Annotated in this window: 17 protein-coding genes; 11 read left to right on the plus strand and 6 right to left on the minus strand. The window is 41.1% G+C overall.

What is annotated here, in order from left to right:
- The first annotated feature begins 31 nt into the window (after nucleotides 1-31).
- From mazG to DX873_RS02115, 5 genes are all read left to right on the plus strand, one after another.
- On the plus strand, nucleotides 32-805 hold the full coding sequence (mazG, locus tag DX873_RS02095) for a nucleoside triphosphate pyrophosphohydrolase (protein WP_116182874.1): 774 nt from the start codon (nucleotides 32-34) through the stop codon (nucleotides 803-805).
- A gap of 100 nt (nucleotides 806-905) precedes the next feature.
- Nucleotides 906-2273, plus strand: coding sequence for an MATE family efflux transporter (locus DX873_RS02100; RefSeq protein WP_116182875.1), 1368 nt, complete (start codon nucleotides 906-908; stop codon nucleotides 2271-2273).
- A gap of 37 nt (nucleotides 2274-2310) precedes the next feature.
- The gene (locus DX873_RS02105) at nucleotides 2311-2538 is read left to right on the plus strand and encodes a hypothetical protein (RefSeq protein WP_116182876.1); all 228 of its coding nucleotides are present in this window, start codon (nucleotides 2311-2313) and stop codon (nucleotides 2536-2538) included.
- Nucleotides 2539-2540: 2 nt separating this feature from the next.
- Entirely contained in the window at nucleotides 2541-3110 is a 570-nt protein-coding gene (locus tag DX873_RS02110) for a phosphatase PAP2 family protein (RefSeq protein ID WP_116182877.1), read from the plus strand.
- A complete protein-coding gene (locus tag DX873_RS02115) occupies nucleotides 3107-4765 on the plus strand; it encodes an ArnT family glycosyltransferase (protein ID WP_116182878.1) in 1659 nt (552 codons plus the stop codon). Before DX873_RS02110 ends, DX873_RS02115 begins: the two co-directional genes overlap by 4 nt.
- Here the strand turns inward: DX873_RS02115 and DX873_RS02120 are convergent.
- Genes DX873_RS02120 through meaB form a run of 3 tightly spaced genes read right to left on the minus strand, consistent with a single transcriptional unit; the run spans nucleotide 4762 to nucleotide 7630 of the window.
- A complete protein-coding gene (locus DX873_RS02120) occupies nucleotides 4762-5634 on the minus strand; it encodes a lysylphosphatidylglycerol synthase transmembrane domain-containing protein (RefSeq protein ID WP_116182879.1) in 873 nt (290 codons plus the stop codon). The two genes, DX873_RS02115 and DX873_RS02120, sit on opposite strands and share 4 nt — an antisense overlap.
- A complete protein-coding gene (locus DX873_RS02125) occupies nucleotides 5615-6577 on the minus strand; it encodes a glycosyltransferase family 2 protein (RefSeq protein WP_116182880.1) in 963 nt (320 codons plus the stop codon). Before DX873_RS02125 ends, DX873_RS02120 begins: the two co-directional genes overlap by 20 nt.
- 39 nt (nucleotides 6578-6616) lie before the next feature.
- Nucleotides 6617-7630, minus strand: a complete 1014-nt coding sequence (gene meaB / locus DX873_RS02130) for a methylmalonyl Co-A mutase-associated GTPase MeaB (RefSeq protein WP_116182881.1) — start codon at nucleotides 7628-7630, stop codon at nucleotides 6617-6619.
- Between the two features lie 160 nt (nucleotides 7631-7790).
- Here meaB and DX873_RS02135 point away from each other — a divergent pair, with 160 nt between their 5' ends.
- The 4 genes from DX873_RS02135 to DX873_RS02150 all read left to right on the plus strand — a co-directional run bounded on the left by DX873_RS02135 (nucleotide 7791) and on the right by DX873_RS02150 (nucleotide 10960).
- Nucleotides 7791-8216 (plus strand): Ohr family peroxiredoxin, encoded by a 426-nt coding sequence (locus DX873_RS02135; RefSeq protein ID WP_116182882.1) that lies wholly within the window; start codon nucleotides 7791-7793, stop codon nucleotides 8214-8216.
- Nucleotides 8217-8366: 150 nt separating this feature from the next.
- Nucleotides 8367-8909 (plus strand): RNA polymerase sigma factor, encoded by a 543-nt coding sequence (locus tag DX873_RS02140; RefSeq protein ID WP_116182883.1) that lies wholly within the window; start codon nucleotides 8367-8369, stop codon nucleotides 8907-8909.
- Nucleotides 8893-9495 carry a hypothetical protein gene (locus DX873_RS02145; protein WP_116182884.1) on the plus strand — a complete coding sequence of 201 codons (603 nt, stop codon included), beginning with the start codon at nucleotides 8893-8895 and terminating at the stop codon, nucleotides 9493-9495. The genes DX873_RS02140 and DX873_RS02145 overlap by 17 nt, the downstream gene beginning before the upstream one ends.
- Entirely contained in the window at nucleotides 9467-10960 is a 1494-nt protein-coding gene (locus tag DX873_RS02150) for a hypothetical protein (RefSeq protein ID WP_116182885.1), read from the plus strand. The genes DX873_RS02145 and DX873_RS02150 overlap by 29 nt, the downstream gene beginning before the upstream one ends.
- A 126-nt stretch (nucleotides 10961-11086) precedes the next feature.
- Here the strand turns inward: DX873_RS02150 and msrA are convergent, their stop codons facing one another.
- Nucleotides 11087-11779, minus strand: coding sequence for a peptide-methionine (S)-S-oxide reductase MsrA (gene msrA, locus DX873_RS02155; protein WP_116182886.1), 693 nt, complete (start codon nucleotides 11777-11779; stop codon nucleotides 11087-11089).
- A 397-nt stretch (nucleotides 11780-12176) separates the two neighbouring features.
- Between msrA and DX873_RS02160 the strand changes: the two genes are divergently transcribed.
- Nucleotides 12177-12410: a hypothetical protein gene (locus DX873_RS02160; RefSeq protein ID WP_116182887.1), complete on the plus strand. Its 234-nt coding sequence runs from the start codon at nucleotides 12177-12179 to the stop codon at nucleotides 12408-12410.
- 334 nt (nucleotides 12411-12744) lie between these two features.
- The gene (locus DX873_RS02165; protein ID WP_116182887.1) at nucleotides 12745-12978 is read left to right on the plus strand and encodes a hypothetical protein; all 234 of its coding nucleotides are present in this window, start codon (nucleotides 12745-12747) and stop codon (nucleotides 12976-12978) included.
- 141 nt (nucleotides 12979-13119) lie between these two features.
- On the opposite strand, the gene DX873_RS02170 is transcribed toward DX873_RS02165, so the two are convergent.
- Together DX873_RS02170 and DX873_RS02175 are read right to left on the minus strand one after the other, a co-directional pair.
- Nucleotides 13120-14676, minus strand: coding sequence for an amidohydrolase family protein (locus tag DX873_RS02170; protein ID WP_116182888.1), 1557 nt, complete (start codon nucleotides 14674-14676; stop codon nucleotides 13120-13122).
- A gap of 6 nt (nucleotides 14677-14682) precedes the next feature.
- Entirely contained in the window at nucleotides 14683-17196 is a 2514-nt protein-coding gene (locus DX873_RS02175) for a M14 family zinc carboxypeptidase (RefSeq protein ID WP_116182889.1), read from the minus strand.
- Nucleotides 17197-17200 lie beyond the last annotated feature (4 nt).

A 17200-nucleotide genomic window follows, 5' to 3' on the forward strand; every position in this document is an offset into this window, starting at 1 on the left:
TGTCTTTGTACTTTTAGATAAAATTTTATAGATGAACGCAAGATCAGAACAGCTGGACGCATTTGCACGATTGCTGAACATAATGGATGAACTTCGGGAGCAATGCCCCTGGGACAAAAAGCAGACAATGCAATCCTTAAGACATTTGACCATTGAGGAGACCTATGAGCTGGGAGATGCCATTTTGGACAATGATATGGACGAAATTAAAAAGGAGCTGGGAGATTTACTCTTGCATATTGTCTTTTATGCTAAAATTGGATCTGAGACCAATGATTTTGATATAGCAGATGTATCCAATGACATTTGCGAAAAGCTTATCAATCGTCACCCCCATATCTATGGTGATGTTGAAGTGAAGGATGAAGAGGAGGTAAAGCAAAACTGGGAAAACATCAAATTGAAAGAGGGTAAAAAGAGTGTGCTTCAAGGAGTTCCAAATAGTTTGCCGGCCCTGGTAAAAGCCAACAGAATTCAAGAGAAAGTGGCTGGAGTTGGATTTGATTGGGAAAAACCAGAACAAGTTTTTGAGAAGTTGAAAGAGGAGTTGGGAGAACTTCAGGAGGAAGTGCATAAGAATAATATCGATGGTACAGAATCAGAATTTGGCGATGTACTATTTTCAATGGTCAACTATGCTCGATTTCTAGGTGTAAATCCTGAAAACGCCCTGGAACGTACCAATAAGAAGTTTATAAAACGATTTCAATACTTGGAAGAGAATGCCAAAAAAGCAGGAAAGACCTTGAAGGAAATGAGCCTTGCGGAGATGGATGTTTTTTGGGAGGAGGCCAAAAGCATATAATCTATTCAATTGTTTATTTTTTCTTGAAAAAACAGCTCTCTTGAGAACAGGAATTATTTGCAATCCATCTATCTTTACGCTCCCTTTTTAATAATCCATTTTGTTTCAACAGTACACCAAAGAGTTTGCATATAACCTAAGGCTTGCCTATCCCGTAATTTTAGGTATGCTGGGGCACACTTTTGTAGCTTTTGCAGATAATATTATGGTGGGCCAACTGGGAACAGCAGAATTGGCCGCTGTTTCACTGGGCAATAGTTTCGTTTTCATTGCCATGTCTCTGGGAATAGGTTTTTCCACTGCCATTACCCCTTTAGTTGCAGAGGCAGATGGGGCTGGAGACCAAATGGCAGGTAAAAGTGCCCTTAAGCATGGGTTGGTACTTTGCACATTGCTGGGCATATCGTTGTTCGGCATTATTCTATTGTGCAAGCCCATTATGCATCATATGGATCAACCGCCTGAAGTGGTGGAGTTGGCCATTCCCTATCTGGAATTGGTGGCCTTTTCCTTGATTCCCTTGATCATGTTCCAGGCCTTCAAACAATTCTCGGAAGGGCTTTCACAGACCAAATACCCCATGTTTGCAACTATTCTGGCCAATGTGGTGAACATTACCCTGAATTATTTGCTCATTTTTGGATCTTTTGGATTTCCAAAGCTGGGAATAGTGGGAGCTGCTTTGGGCACTCTTGTAGCAAGGATAATCATGGTACTCTTCATTTGGTTTTTACTAAAAAGAAGACAGAAGTTTGAAATCTATGTGACCCGTTTCAACTTTAGAAAAATTGAGAAGAAGGTTATCCGCAAAATCATTGGATTGGGTTTTCCTTCCGCTATGCAAATGTTTTTTGAAGTTGCCATTTTCACTGCAGCCATTTGGCTCAGCGGGGTATTGGGAAAAAATGCCCAGGCTGCCAATCAGATTGCTTTAAATCTCAGCAGTATGACGTTTATGGTAGGTATGGGATTGAGTGTTGCGGCTATGGTGCGCGTAGGCAATCAAAAGGGACTTCAGAATTTTAGTGAATTAAGAAGAATTGCCAAATCAATCTTTCTTCTGACCTTTTTGCTGGAGGTGGTTTTTGCTGCACTTTTCTTCATAGGAAGACATTGGCTTCCCACCATTTATCTGGATGTGGATGACATCACAAACCAAATGGATAATACCGAAGTGATATTTATTGCTGCAAAACTGTTGATGGTGGCTGCATTCTTTCAGATTTCCGATGGAGTGCAAGTAGTGGTCTTGGGAGCGTTGCGAGGTCTTCAGGATGTAAAGATTCCTACACTTATAACCTTTATTGCCTATTGGTTGATCGGTTTCCCCGTTTCCTACTACTTTGGACTGTTTACAGATTTGAAAAGCACAGGAATATGGATTGGACTCCTTTTGGGACTTACAGCATCTGCGGTAATGTTGTATATTCGATTCAACTATTTAAGTAGAAAACTGATAAATAACTGATTCAATTCCAGCTGTCTGGAAGACAACATAATAAACAATGGAACTACCTAAATTTCTTTTGGCCGATAATACTGATCATCCCAATGCCATTTTTATTGTCCATACCGAGTATCCCAGGTTTGTAATAAACTTGGAAAATGACGAAGTGGAGTGGATGGAAGAGTTTTCCAAAGAAGACGAAGCTGAATTGGCATCCGAGGCTGAAAGCTTGATTAAAGCGGCCACAGCTTTCTATGATCGAGAAGTGTCAAGATACGATCAATAAATATGTTGGAGCAACTCGTACAACTAGATAAAGACCTTTTCCTGTTCCTAAATGCCCTGGGAACTGAAAGATGGGATGGTTTTTGGATGTTCATGACCACAACAAGGAATTCTGCCCCCCTTTACCTATTGTTACTTTATTTTACCTACAAGAACTTTGGTCTTAAAAAAACAGGAATAGTATTGCTTGCCGTGGCTTTGTTGATTACTTGCACGGATCAACTGTCCAATTTTTTTAAGTATGGTGTAGGTCGATTAAGACCCTGCCACGATCCAGAGATAAGTACATTGATGCGGTTGGTAAAAAGCTATTGTGGAGGGAAATTCAGCTATTTTTCTGCCCATGCAGCTAATTCCTTCGGGCCTGCAGTGTTTTTTACAATTTTATTCCATCGCAAGGTCAAATATATGGGCATGCTACTGATTCTGTGGGCCTGTATTGTGGGTTACAGTAGAATATACATTGGGGTCCATTTTCCTTTGGATGTAATTACCGGTGCAATCGTAGGTGCAGTATTTGGTTGGTTGTTTTCCAAGTTGGCTATATTTGCATTCCAAAAGTGGGCCGCATGATATCATCTGCCAGGTACTGGTTTTTGCTTGTCCTTGTAGTTCTGGTGTATATCGCCGGGATGTTCGTTACCCTTTTCGAAAATGATTCTGCACAGTTTGCGGTAATGGCCATGAGAATGGTCCAGGAAAATGATTTCCTTACCTTGATAAAAGGAACAGAGGAATATCTGGACAAGCCACATATGCACTATTGGTTGGCCGCAATTTCCTTTAAGATTTTTGGCATCCATGATTGGGCCTATCGCATTCCCGCTATTTTAATGACGTTGTTGGGAGCTTATAGCTGTTTTGGTTTGGGAAAATTGCTGTACAATAAGGATATCGGGAGGTTTTCCGCGCTAATTTTTATGACTGCCCAAACCATTGTTCTTTCCACTATAGATGTTAGGACAGATGCTGTTTTGACCGGGTTTACCATTTTTTCCATTTGGCAGCTGGTGGCCTACGTCGAAAAAAATACATTGAAAAACATTGCACTTGGCGCTCTTGGAGCTGGATTGGCCTTTTCTACAAAAGGACAGATAGCCCTTGTGGTAATCGGTATTTGCTTGCTGTGTCATTTGGCCTATACTCGAAAGTGGAAACAATTATTGAGCTGGAAGGTTTTGGTGGCTTTGGTGGTCTTAGGGGTGACCATAACTCCAATGCTCTATGCGTATTACCACCAATTTGATATGCATCCTGAGAAAATAATCCGCGGTAGGGGCAACAGAAGTGGCATCTTTTTTATTTTCTGGGAACAAAGCTTTGAGCGAATGAGCGGAGAAGGAGTAGGGAAGAATAGCAGCGATTTCTTTTTCTTCTTCCATACCTTTTTATGGATTTTCCTACCGTGGACAGTTTTGGCATTGATTGCCTATTGGTGCAGGGTTAAGGCATTTTGGAAGATGCGATTTGCCTATCGTCCCCAATTTGAATTTTTAACCTTGGGTGGAATAACAATTTTGTTCTTTCTCATCAGTTTTGCACAGTTCAAATTGCCCCATTACATGAACATTTTGGTACCGTTGTATTCCATATTGTCCGCTTCTTACCTCTATAGTTTATATAAATACGAAAAACATAAGGTTGTAAAAATTTTACTGGGCATTCAATATTTTATATTGAGCCTGGTGTTCATTTTTGTACTTCTGGTGTGCTTTTATGTCTTCAAGTTTCAACATTTACATGGCTACTTTGTGTTATTGGCGATTCTGGCCGGCATCACCTACTTCTGTCTAAAGCGTGAAGCTTATTATTTGCGGATCATTACGTTGTCTGTGTGCAGTTCTTTGCTTCTAAATGGGGTGCTGAACACGCATTTTTATCCAAAATTGTTGAAGTATCAGGCTGGTTCAACCATGTCTCAAAAGGTAAATGAGCATAACATTCCAAAAGATAAGATTTATAAGATTTCCGAAAGACATACATGGGCATTGGACTTTTATAACCAAAATCCGGTCGATATCATTTCAACTTCTGAAATAATGGACAAGGCCGATATCTGGATCTATGCAACGGATAAGGAATTGGATAAACTGCTCAACGAAGGCTTTCATTGGCACGAACAGATTACGGTAGACCAATTTAGGATTACACGACTACAATTAAAGTTTTTAAACCCTCATACCAGGGTCAAAAAGCTGGAAAGGATGCATTTGGTCCACTTGGACTAGGAAGTTCCCTCCAGGTTAGGTTTTTTAAAATGGTATACAATCCCCATAAGTGATATCAGGGCGGTTATCAGGAAAAAAGTGAAGCTGATACCCACTGAAGTGCTGGCATTCAACCCAAGCCATTTTGCTCCGTATAAAAATGTTACTTCTCTACTGCCGATTCCTCCTATGGTCAAAGGAATCACAGATACTATGGAAGAGACCAAAAACACCAACAGATATTCAAAAATGTTCCATGAAATGGAAAGTGATTTCAGGATACACAGTATACTGACGAGTTGAGCTAATTGTACTAGTGCTGAATATCCAATAGATTGCCAAAAAACTGGCAGCGTGTATGAAAATAACTTTTTAACTACCCACCAAAAGACAACCGCACTCAGGGGGATTGCTAAAATTGCTAACCATACAATCCCGGCAAAAAAAGAATGATTGGAAAGTGCAACCAGTATACAGGCATAAATAAAAATCAACAACATGCCACTTAGACGATCTAGAAGCAGTACTGAAACAACTCTTTTTGTTCCGGTTTTATACTGTTTTTGTATTACATAACCTTTGTAGGCATCACCGCCAATACCTCCCGGCAGGAACAAGTTGTAGAACATCCCCAAGAGATAAAGTTTTAAGTTACTTGCCTGGGATAGTTTAGCTCCAATTTCGTGAAAATAGAGGTTGAGCCTAAAGGCTGCCAGAGCTTTTGAAACAACAAAGAAAATGATGGCTACAGCTAGATAAAAGGGATTGCTCTTCTTCAAAGTCAATACCACATCCTTAAAATCTATTTTGGTGAAAATAAAATAGATCAAGGTGGCACTGACAATAATTTTCAGCGCAGTAATTAGCCTTTTACGAAGCTTTTCCGTCACCTATCGAGATGTTTTTAATGCGATATGGCCTTTTTTGTTGCGATTCGTAGTAGGTTCTGATTAACAGTTCCATTACAATACCAATGGTGAACAATTGGATGCCCCCTAAAATGAACATCATGCCAAAAATCAGCAAGGGCCTACTGCCAATATCCTCCCCAAGGCCGAGTTTTACGATTAGCAAGTAAATATTGATGAAGATTCCCAGAATGATCAACAATACCCCAAAGATTCCGAAAAGATGAATGGGCCGCTGAAAATATTTTCGGATAAACAACAACAACATCATATCTGCCACCACCTTAAAAACCCTTTCCAACCCATATTTGGAAACTCCGGCATGTCTGGCATGGTGTTTCACGGGGACTTGTTTTATTTGGGCGCCTTCTAAATAAGCCAAAAGGTTGATGAACCTGTGCATTTCACCATATAGGTTGAGTCCTTTGGCAATGTCCTTGGTAAACACTTTTAAAGCACAACCATTGTCCTTAATGTCTAGTTTAGTGACTCGTCTCACCAAAAAGTTGGCAATCTTTGATGGAATTTTTTTAACTAGGGAATCCTTTCGTTTCTGACGTATTCCGGTGACTACATCATATTCTTCCTTAATAGCGTATTCAAGCATCTGGGGAATATCGGAAGGGTCGTTCTGCAGGTCACCATCCATAGTGATGATGTATTCACCTTCCGCGTAATCGATACCTGCGGCCAAAGCTAGGCTTTGTCCATAGTTTTTTTTCAATTCAATGAGATGGACTTTTTTGTCGTCCATACCCTTGACTACTTTCCGGGTCTTGTCCGTTGAAAAGTCATCAACATAAACAATTTGATAGTTGTAGCCATCTAGGCTTTCGTGGATTTTCTGGGTCAACAGGACCACATTGTCCTCTTCGTTGTACAATGGAACTACAATGGAAAGGAGGGAATCAGTGACTTTGCTCATGTATCATGATTATGATCGCTGCAAATTTACCTCTTTTATTTAAAGTTCTTTGGTAACATCATCCAACAGCATTTTTGCTGCATAAAATGGAGAGATCTTGTTTTCATCAATAGCTCTTAGCATTTTGTCTTGGGCTTCTACAAAAGTCTTTTTTTGATGGAAAAACAGCTTAAGGTGCTCATCAACGGTCTGTAGGAACCAGTTTTTGTTCTGGGTCTTTCGTTTTTGATCAAAATGGCCACTTTCTTTGTTATGGGCCACAAAGTCTTCGACCATTTCCCATATTTCCCTGATTCCTGTGTTTTCGCTGGCTGAACACTGCATAACCTTAGGAGTCCATCCATTTTCTTTAGGCGGATAAAGATGTAGGGCTCTAGTGAACTCCACGACCGCCAGTTTGGCCCTTTCCAGGTTGCTGCCGTCGGCTTTGTTGATGGCAATGGCATCTGCCATTTCCATGATTCCCCGTTTAATGCCCTGCAACTCATCACCTGCACCTGATAGCTTAAGCAAAAGGAAGAAGTCCACCATGCTATGAACTGCAGTTTCACTTTGGCCTACTCCAACAGTTTCTACTAAGATTACATCATAGCCTGCAGCTTCACATAGGATGATGCTCTCTCGGGTCTTTCTGGCAACACCACCCAACGACGACCCCGAAGGGGAGGGCCTTATAAATGCATTAAGATCCTTTGATAGGGACTGCATTCTTGTTTTGTCCCCAAGAATACTTCCTTTACTTAAAGAACTGGTAGGGTCTACCGCTAAAACAGCAACTTTTTTTCCTAAACTGGTCAATAAGGAACCCAAGACTTCAATAAAAGAACTTTTCCCAACTCCGGGAACTCCGGTAATGCCCAATCTAATGCTTGAATTGGGTTTGGAGAGACATTTTTCGATTACTGAGTTGGCTTTTTCAAAGTGGTCCGGACGCGTACTTTCCAACAGGGTTATGGCTTTGGCCAAAAGAGCTTTATCACCTTTAAAAATACCTTCTACCAAAACTTCCGCGGGAATATCACGATTGCGGAACTGATTTTTCTTAGGAACCATATCAGGTGTTATTTCTTGTATACCTCAAAGGTAGTACACACGAAGCTCTAAACGAAAGAATAAGGCACTATTGGTCATTTCACAAAAATTTAATAGCCATAACAAGGTTGCTTCAATTCACTTATAGTAACTTTTGCTATAAATAATAAAAGATTTACGGATGAAAACTATTTTTGAAAGTAAGGCTGTTAATACAGGAGGTAGGTCTGGGCATGTGCAAAGTGAGGATGGAGTGCTGGATTTTAACATCAGCATGCCCAATTCCAAAGGAAAACCTGACCCAAAATCCACAAATCCAGAAGAGTTGTTTGCAGCGGCGTATGCCACCTGCTTTGCAGGTGCGGTAGAGTATGTGGCAAAGGAAATGGATGTGACCGACCTGGGAGATTTCAGTGTTACGGCCACTATATCCTTTAAGACTGAGGAAGAAGGCGCTTTTTTAGAGGCTACTTTGGATGCCTATTTACCAACGGTTGATGCAGAAACTGGTGAAAAACTGGTCAATGCGGCGCATGAAATATGTCCATACAGTAAGGCCACACGAGATAACATCACCGTACATCTTAATTTATTGTTGGATGATTGATTGCATCTTTTTTCAAAGAATAATAGAATCCCGTTGAGCAGTCAACGGGATTTTTTGTTAAAAATCATCTAAAACAGTACTATTTTGCAACGTCACTTTTTTTTCATCGTCCTTTAGGAGAACACTAAAAGACCAAACACAAAACCGACCGTGTTTCAAATTGAACTGGTAGAAAAATGCAAAGCAAACGATAGAAAGGCCCAGCAGCGGCTTTATCGCCAATACTGCAATGGCATGTATGGTGTTGCAATGCGTTTTCTTAAGAATCCGGATGACGCAGAAGATGTGGTACAGGAAGCTTTTATAAAAGCCTTTCAGCGGATACACCAGTTTAAGGGAGATGTAACATTTGGAGCATGGTTAAAAAGAATAGTGATCAACGGAAGTATAGATTTTTTAAAATCGAAACACCAACATACCGTGGAATTGGATGAAAAATATTTAGAAACATCGGACGAGCAGGGTTGGATGGTTGAGGATACGATTTCGTTGGAACAGGTCAAAGACGTTATTGAGCAACTTCCAGAGAAATACAGATATGTAGTACAGCTGTTTCTTGTAGAAGGATTTGATCATGAGGAGATTGCTGGGATACTTGGAATTACCAATTCGGCATCCAGGACCAGATTGTTGAGAGGAAAAACATATTTAAAAGAAAAATTAAAGAACATAGTTTATGGCACAGGATCTTAGGGAATTGTTTGCCAGGGAAAGAGAGCAACAGACCCACACTATGAAAGAGGGACATGAAGATCGTTTTTTGTCCAAACTGGATGAGAATATACCGCGTACCAAGCACTATAGGCGTGCGAATAGAACCTTTTGGTTGCAAATCGCCGCCTCGGTGGTGGTTGTTATCGGGCTGGGCTACTACTTTCTTTTTGGTTCTAAAGAAGTTGTGACAGACCCAAATAACAATGTGGTTGATACCCAGGAGAACAACACACAAAATCAAAGTATTTCTTTAGGAGATCTGTCTCCGGATCTTAAAAAAATTGAGAATTATTATTTGACCAATATCAATCTGGAGCTTTCCGGTTTAGAGTTTAACGACGATAATAAGGAAGTCATTGACAGTTATATGGAACAATTGGCCGAATTGGACGCGGAGTACCGAAGACTGAACGCCGAGCTAAACGAAATGGGTCCAAATGACCAGACAATCAATGCCCTGATCAACAACTTACAACTTAGATTACAGTTGCTACAAAAATTAAAATCAAAGTTGAATCAATTAAAATCATCAAAAAATGAGCAGAAAACATCACATATTGTTTAACACGTTCTTTTTTGTTCTTGCAGGCCTGGTCTGCTATGGACAAGAGAAAACCAAGACCAAAACCTACAAGGAGACCTTCAATGTAGGGGACGAGGCAGTCCTGGCGGTCAACACCAGTCATGCGGATATTGAATTTGAAACATGGGACAGGGACCAAGTGGAGATTACCGCTGTGGTGGAACTCGTAGGAGCTACCGATGAGGAAGCAGAATCTTATTTTGAAAGAGATGTGGTCAAAATTTTTGGAAATAGCAAAGAGATTGAGGTAAAGACATCCAGTGGTTTTGGAGCTTTTGCCCCCCATGTCTATGACTTCAACGACTTAAATATTGTTATCCCCGATATTCCTTCCATGGATTTTGATATTGAGATTCCAGAAATTCCGGAGTTGCCGGAAATACCTGAGGTATTTGTAATTCCAGAACTTCCCCCAATGCCCCCAATGCCCTTTACAGAGTTTGATTATGATGCTTACAAGAAAGATGGCAATCGTTATCTAAAAAAATGGAAAAAGGATTTTGATGAAAACTTTGACGAGGAATACCGGGAAGAACTCAAAGAATGGAGTCTGCACATGAAGGAGATGGCCAAGGAAAAGTCCGATAGGATAGTGGAGCAGCGAAAGTTGAGGGTAGAACAGGAAGAACTTAGGGAGGAGCAAGAGAAATTGCGAGAAGAAGTCCGGAAAGAAAGAGAAGAGTTAAGGGCTCAACGCGAGGAGGTAAGACAACAAATACAGGAGGAAAGAAAACAAATGCAGGAGGAAAGACGTGAGAGCAGGACAACGAGAAGCGTTAGAATCCATTCAGGCGACGACTACAATTTTTATTTTTCTACCGATGGAGAGGAAAAAAAATACAACGTAAAGAAGCGCATCAAGATAAAAATGCCAAAATCAGTTCGATTAAAAATGAATGTCCGCCATGGTGAGGTGAAATTGGCGGCCAATATCAAGAATATCAACGCAAGCTTGTCCTACTCAAGCTTGCTTGCCTCTACTATTGATGGTAACCGCACCAATATTAGGGCCTCATACTCACCGGTAGTGGTACAAAGATGGAATTATGGTCAACTTAAAACGGATTATTCCGAAAAGGTAAGCCTAAAAGAGGTAAAAGATTTGAAATTAAGTTCCGTTTCTTCCAATGTGGTCATTGACCAATTGGAGGACTCAGCTTACGTGACCAACAGTCTGGGGGCTCTTAAAATCAACTCAATATCCGATGGTTTCACCGTGGTTGATGTTTCAGTAAAGAATGGGGAATTGGACTTTACACTTCCTAAGGTACCCTTCAATATTCATGTTGTGGAGACTCTTTCAGATTTAAAATACCCATCCAAATTGTCTTTGGGCACATCTAAAAACCACAACACCAATATCCATGATGGTTATTATATAAATAATAAAGGAGAGAAATCGATTAATATCAACTCTAAATATAGCGAGGTGGTGTTGAAGGAATGAGTTTTAGGAGAATGATCAAAGTCCCAAACCAACCTAACTAGCTACACAACACTTAGGCATCCAATTTCTTCCAGCACTCCCTCCGCGTATTCCGCCTAAGGTTTTTACAAAGATTTTTTGAACTTCCTAATGCGAATCTTCCTTTAAATAGGATTTAAAGTTCTTTTTGAATCTATTCAATCTGGGAATTGATACATTTCTAATGTAAGAATTGTTGGGATTTCTTTTTTCATAGTCCTGATGGTATTCTTCAGCCTTATAAAAGATTTCAAATTCAGATACTTCAGTAACTATAGGTCTCCCATAGATGTTTTTCGATTCCAGTTGCGCAATATAACTTATGATGATTTTCTTTTGCTTTTCGTTTTTATAGAAGGCAATGGAGCGGTATTGGGCTCCTCTGTCCGGCCCTTGTCTATTTAAGGTAGTTGGGTCATGCGAGCCAAAGAATACCTGTACCAGTTCTGTAAATGAGATTACGCCAGGGTCATAATATACTTCAACAGCTTCAGCATGATGGGTACGACCGTAGGCTACTTGCTCGTAGGTAGGGTCCTTCTCTGTTCCACCAGAATACCCAGAAAATACCTCTTTAACTCCTTTTACACTTTCAAATATGGCCTCTACACACCAAAAACAGCCACTGGCAAAGTAGGCTGTCTCATAGTTTTGTAGTTCTTCAAGAGAAATTTCCACCTTGGGGGCAACAGTTTCTTTGACAATTTGAGGAGTCTCTGGTTTGTCCGATTTGTTTTTGGGTTGACAACTGGTAGTCAACAATAACAAAAGAATTGAAAAAGGAATTCTCACAATATTCATTTTTTCTTGCTTAGTAGTAGTAAGATAGTAACTATTACTTTTTAAGGTGTTAAAATATCCTAATCTGATGATTAGGTTGTCGGTTTTGATGCTTAACCACTAGTGGATGAAGCGCTGTTTGCTATCAATAATTAAGACCGACACCTTGAATTCGTATTATTTTTCTTACAAATAAGACTACTGTATCCGGGGGTTCCGGGGGCATGCCCTTCGGTCGGCATCGATGAAATGCACCTTGGCTCGTCAAGCCGTTCCGGGGCCCGAAAACGTTCGTCGAGGATAAAATGCACTTCACCCAAGAAAAGTTTTTACACCGAAAAAAAGGGGGGATAAACGACATAAATCCGGTCCAGGGGAGGCCCGGGGGTAAATTTACATTGTAATAAAAACCCAAATCATGAAAGCAGTATTAACCATCATCGCAATAATCTTCTTCGGAACAGTAGCCATGGCTCAGGATACCAAAGAGGTAAAGGTTGATGTTATCACTGCCGGTGTTGAGTTGAACATTGACATTCAGGACGAGGTTGAAAAGGAGACCGAGGTTGCCAGATTGTACAAGTTCAAGAATGCCAGGGTAAAGAAGGCTCTTTCCTTCAAGACCAAGAAGAACAGATCTAAATTGGCTTAATTCCAACTTCCAAGATTAAGACTTCAGTCCATTTCCATTCAGATTAAAGTATAATATTATTGTGAGATTCAACCCGAATCCTTCCTGTTCGTATTATTTTTCTTACAAATAAGACTACTGTATCCGGGGGTTCCGGGGGCATGCCCTTCGGTCGGCATCGATGAAATGCACCTTGGCTCGTCAAGCCGTTCCGGGGCCCGAAAACGTTCGTCGAGGATAAAATGCACTTCACCCAAGAAAAGTTTTTACACCGAAAAAAAGGGGGGATAAACGACATAAATCCGGTCCAGGGGAGGCCCGGGGGTAAATTTACATTGTAATAAAAACCCAAATCATGAAAGCAGTATTAACCATCATCGCAATAATCTTCTTCGGAACAGTAGCCATGGCTCAGGATACCAAAGAGGTAAAGGTTGATGTTATCACTGCCGGTGTTGAGTTGAACATTGACATTCAGGACGAGGTTGAAAAGGAGACCGAGGTTGCCAGATTGTACAAGTTCAAGAACGCTAGGGTAAAGAAGGCTCTTTCCTTCAAGACCAAGAAGAACAGATCTAAATTGGCTTAATCATGTTTTGGGGAATATTAATTCCAATAGCACTTTTTTTCAGTTTGGCCTTTGTAATTTCTGCAATTGCCTTTTCACTTCGAAAACGAAAAGACCCTTGAGATTGATTCCCTAACCTAAAAACCTAGTATATCATGTACGTTATTTTATCCCTGGTTGCTTTATTTTGTAGTTTAGCTTTTGTTTTTCTTGTTGTACAATCCGCTTTACGTCCTGTAAAAGTCCTTTCGCGTCGTAAATAATACCATCTTTAATGGTATAGGTTACTCCACCAACGCGCACCACTTCGTTATCCTCTGTGAGCTTTATGGCTCCAGTACCGTACAAAACCTTTAGGTTTTTCAAAGGATTTTCGGATACCACAACAAAATCGGCAAGTTTGCCAACGGCAACTGTACCTATTTTGTCCTCAACTCCCAGGGCTTCTGCGCCATTTAATGTAGAAGAGCGAATAATTTCCAAAGGATGGAAACCGGCTTCCCTTAACAGCTCCATTTCACGTATATAGGCAAATCCGTATAGTTGGAAGATGAAACCGGAGTCTGAGCCCGTGGTGACCCTACCGCCCCTGTTTTTGTATTCGTTTATAAAGGTCATCCATAGTTTGTAGTTTTCACGCCAAGCTACTTCCTGTTCCGTGCCCCAATCATGCCAATAGGAGCCATGCGAAATTTTACTGGGTTGATAAAAATCCCATAAAGAAGGTAAAGTATAGTCTTCATGCCATTCTGCCCGTCTTGCTCTATGAAGGTCTCTACTGGCTTCATATATATTAAAGGTGGGGTCTAGGGTGAAATCCAGACTGATTAATTCATCCATGACCTTATTCCAGTGGTCCGAGTATGGCTTGGCAGCTTGCGTCCAAAGTTTTCCGGCTTCCTCAAAACGATGTTGTTCGTTTTGGTAGTTGTAATCCAAAGGGTAGTCCTGCACAGTGCGGTCCTCAAAAAGTGCCTCTGGAAGCCCGTACCAGTGTTCCATACTAGTTAAACCAGCCCTGGCAGAGTGCAATACATTCCAGCGTGCAACGTCCAATTGAGCATGGTGACATGCTGATCTAAGCCCTAATTTTTTGTTTTCGTCCAATGCAGCAGCCATAATCTCTGGAGGAGCACCGAAGAATTTGATGCCATCAGCACCGTTTTTGGCATTCTCCCGTACCCATTCTCTGGCCATTTCAGGGGTACTGATCGTATTTTTGCTTCCTTGTCCAAAAACAGTATGGGTGAAAATCCTTGGAGCAATAATACTGTTGTTGTTGCTTTTTTCCTTTAGGTCAATGGACCAATCCACCCCAGGACCTCCAACTTCCCTTATGGTGGTGACACCATGGGCCATCCATAATTTGAATACATAATCGTAATCAGCACCTTGTGATTTGCCGCCTATGTGGGTATGCATATCAACAAACCCTGGCAACAGATACATACCTGAACAATCCAATTCTTTGCCTCCGGGCTTTAGCTGGGGCCGTTTTGATTCGTCTATAGCGACTCCCGGGTATCCTACAACCTTTATATCAACTATCTTGTTCTTTTCCACAACAATATCCACAGGTCCGCGTGGTGGAGCCCCATTTCCATTGATCAAGGTTACTCCTCTGATAATAAGTTGAGGGAAAGGGCCTTCGCTGAAGTTTTCCTGGCCATGAATCAACAATACACCAAAAAACAATAGGATTGAAAGTACTTTTTTCATAATGATTTATTCAGGTATTTGAATTTTATCTCCTAAAAACAAGGCGTTCAAGAACAATCTATTGGTTCCATACCAAGAGCCCCGGAAGTTAGGGTTATCCGCGAATAGGACAACTCGACCGCCTCCAAGTTTACTGACAATAAGGGAAGCCGATGGTTTCAACTTTTCTTCCGTATTTTTTGCAGTGATGAACCCATCAATATGGGGGTCTTTGGAGTATTTGGCCACGGTGGCGTATTCATTTTTACTTGGGGCCAACCAAACGGAATTGTTCTTGTATACCGGAATGGCATCGTCATGATAACCAAATGCAAGAGGGTGGGTAATATCCAGGTCCACTTTGAAGATGGCTCCTCCCACATTTTTTTTGCCCAAATTTTCGGGAGCATCCACGTAGGGCTTTCGCTGTGCCGTTTTAGTGCTATCCTCTTCTTTTTCTGTTAACTTTTCCTTGACCATCTTTTTGTCAATGGCCCATTTTGAAGCTGTACCAATAGTAATCAAAGTATTGCCTTTGCTGACCCAATTCTTAATTTTTTCGAATTGTTCTTTGGGAAGGTCATAATTACCGGATACCATCACTAGGGTGTTGTACTCGTCAAGATTGGCCCTTCCCAGATTTCTCATGGGAATTTTGGTAATGGGCATATGGACCCGGGTATCCAACAAATGCCAAACTTCTCCTGCTTCGTAGGAGCGCACTCCGTCTCCAATAATCATTGCCGCTTTGGGTTTGGTCAAAGGAGAAACATACCTGCTCCCTAAATCTATACCATGGGAGCTATATCCGGAGTTGACCGCGTAAACTGGGATTTTAAATTGCTTTTGGGCATTTTCCAGTAGTTTGAATACAGTATTGGAGTCTTTTTTCTGAAGACTTACCGGTATTACAAGTGCTCCATAGTTGAATTGCTTGTCACCCGATTTTGTTTTGATAGTAAACGGTTTAAATGATGATGATATGACCAATCCTTTGGATTGAAGGTGATTTAAAGCAGCGACAGCATTGTAATCGTCATAGTCAATAATATAAGCGTAATCGGATTTTTGAAGTGAAACCGGTGTTACCAGCTTTTCCAAGGACGAAACCTTTTCTCCTAGGTTCAGTGATGTTACCGGACGGTATTTCATGTTATAAAAATTGGCCACGGACCATGCTGAAGCATCATAATAGACGCTGTCACGGTATTTCTCATAGGTTTCAAACATGGTTTGTACCATTCTGTATTGTGGCTGCCTTGTGGGAACTACAAAATTGTTGCCCGATTTGTACACATCAATCTTATGTAGCAATAATTTATCTACAAAAGCCTTCACGCGATTTTGATCATATTGATCACCAAAAGAATACCCTTGTACTCTACTTTTTGATGCATTTGTCAAAGCACTTTTGAAGAAATCCTGCTGATACTTTCGCATCATGGCCTTGTTTTCCACAGCGGCCTTTACGGTTGCAATGCTGGAAACATACTGGTTTCGAATGGTAAATGGAAAGGTTATTTCACCAAAAGCGGTAGTCTGCTTATGCCCTCTGGAGCTAGCTTGCTCAAACAACAGTGCCAACGCACCTTGAAGATCGGGGTAGGAGGAACCATAACCTGGGTAGGTACCATCAAACACTTCCTTGGTAAAATAAAAAGATCCTATGCTATCCAATGCTTTTGAAAAATACTCCCCAAATAGATTGTTGAGGTCAATGTAATTTTCCTTGGGCATAATGGGATTTAGGGAGGCATTGTCTTTCATAGGCTCAAAGAAGTAGGAGCTTTGAGTACCCATTTCATGAAAGTCCGTCACTACATTGGGGTACCACTCATGGTACCAGGTCAACTTGCCCCTGCTTTCTGGGTTAATTCCCAGAAGCCAATCCCTGTTTAGGTCAAACCAATAATGGTTGGTCCTTCCCCTAGGCCAATATTCATTGTGCTCAGCATCCTGCGGATCCGCAACCAAAGGGCTGCCCTGGTACATATTCGCCCATTGGGTATGTCTGTCCCTGCCATCTGGATTAATGGTAGGGTCTATAAAGATCACCGCATTGTTGATATAATTCAGCACCTCCGGATTATTGGATGCTGTCATAGTATAGGCTGCAAGCATGGCCGCTTCAGAGCTTGAAGGCTCATTTCCATGAACATTGTATGCCAGGTTTATAAATATGGGTACTTCGTCATAATTGGTTGGGGTTTGCGAAGGGTCTGTAAATTTTAAATGCTGTTGTTTTAAACCCTCCAAATTGGACATGTTGGTGGGCGATGAAATGGTAAGGATGACCAACTTTCGGTCTTCGTGGGTTCTACCGTATTCGTAAATACTGGCACGGTCCGAAACTTCAGCCAGTTTGGTCAAATACGCCACTATAAGATCATGTCTGGTGTGCCTTTCTCCAATGGGATAACCCAAAAATTCCTCGGGAGAGGGAACATTGGCGTCAAAAGGATGAAATTTTTTTAAAAAATAGTCTTGAGCAGAGATTGAAGTACTAAGGAAAAGTACTCCGAGAAGTAGTTTTTTGAGCATTCGG

The organism is Flagellimonas nanhaiensis (assembly GCF_003382275.1).
In the GTDB taxonomy this organism is placed as follows: Bacteria; Bacteroidota; Bacteroidia; order Flavobacteriales; family Flavobacteriaceae; genus Flagellimonas; species Flagellimonas nanhaiensis.

Excerpts from the sequence above, each read along its gene's own strand:
- DX873_RS02125 (WP_116182880.1), bottom strand. The coding sequence starts at position 6,577 with ATGAGCAAAGTCACTGATTCCCTCCTTTCCATTGTAGTTCCATTGTAC.
- DX873_RS02150 (WP_116182885.1), top strand. The coding sequence starts at position 9,467 with ATGAGCAGAAAACATCACATATTGTTTAACACGTTCTTTTTTGTTCTT.
- DX873_RS02115 (WP_116182878.1), top strand. The coding sequence starts at position 3,107 with ATGATATCATCTGCCAGGTACTGGTTTTTGCTTGTCCTTGTAGTTCTG.
- meaB (WP_116182881.1), bottom strand. The coding sequence starts at position 7,630 with ATGGTTCCTAAGAAAAATCAGTTCCGCAATCGTGATATTCCCGCGGAA.
- DX873_RS02170 (WP_116182888.1), bottom strand. The coding sequence starts at position 14,676 with ATGAAAAAAGTACTTTCAATCCTATTGTTTTTTGGTGTATTGTTGATT.
- DX873_RS02135 (WP_116182882.1), top strand. The coding sequence starts at position 7,791 with ATGAAAACTATTTTTGAAAGTAAGGCTGTTAATACAGGAGGTAGGTCT.
- DX873_RS02165 (WP_116182887.1), top strand. The coding sequence starts at position 12,745 with ATGAAAGCAGTATTAACCATCATCGCAATAATCTTCTTCGGAACAGTA.
- DX873_RS02105 (WP_116182876.1), top strand. The coding sequence starts at position 2,311 with ATGGAACTACCTAAATTTCTTTTGGCCGATAATACTGATCATCCCAAT.
- msrA (WP_116182886.1), bottom strand. The coding sequence starts at position 11,779 with ATGAATATTGTGAGAATTCCTTTTTCAATTCTTTTGTTATTGTTGACT.
- mazG (WP_116182874.1), top strand. The coding sequence starts at position 32 with ATGAACGCAAGATCAGAACAGCTGGACGCATTTGCACGATTGCTGAAC.
- DX873_RS02145 (WP_116182884.1), top strand. The coding sequence starts at position 8,893 with ATGGCACAGGATCTTAGGGAATTGTTTGCCAGGGAAAGAGAGCAACAG.
- DX873_RS02110 (WP_116182877.1), top strand. The coding sequence starts at position 2,541 with ATGTTGGAGCAACTCGTACAACTAGATAAAGACCTTTTCCTGTTCCTA.
- DX873_RS02160 (WP_116182887.1), top strand. The coding sequence starts at position 12,177 with ATGAAAGCAGTATTAACCATCATCGCAATAATCTTCTTCGGAACAGTA.
- DX873_RS02175 (WP_116182889.1), bottom strand. The coding sequence starts at position 17,196 with ATGCTCAAAAAACTACTTCTCGGAGTACTTTTCCTTAGTACTTCAATC.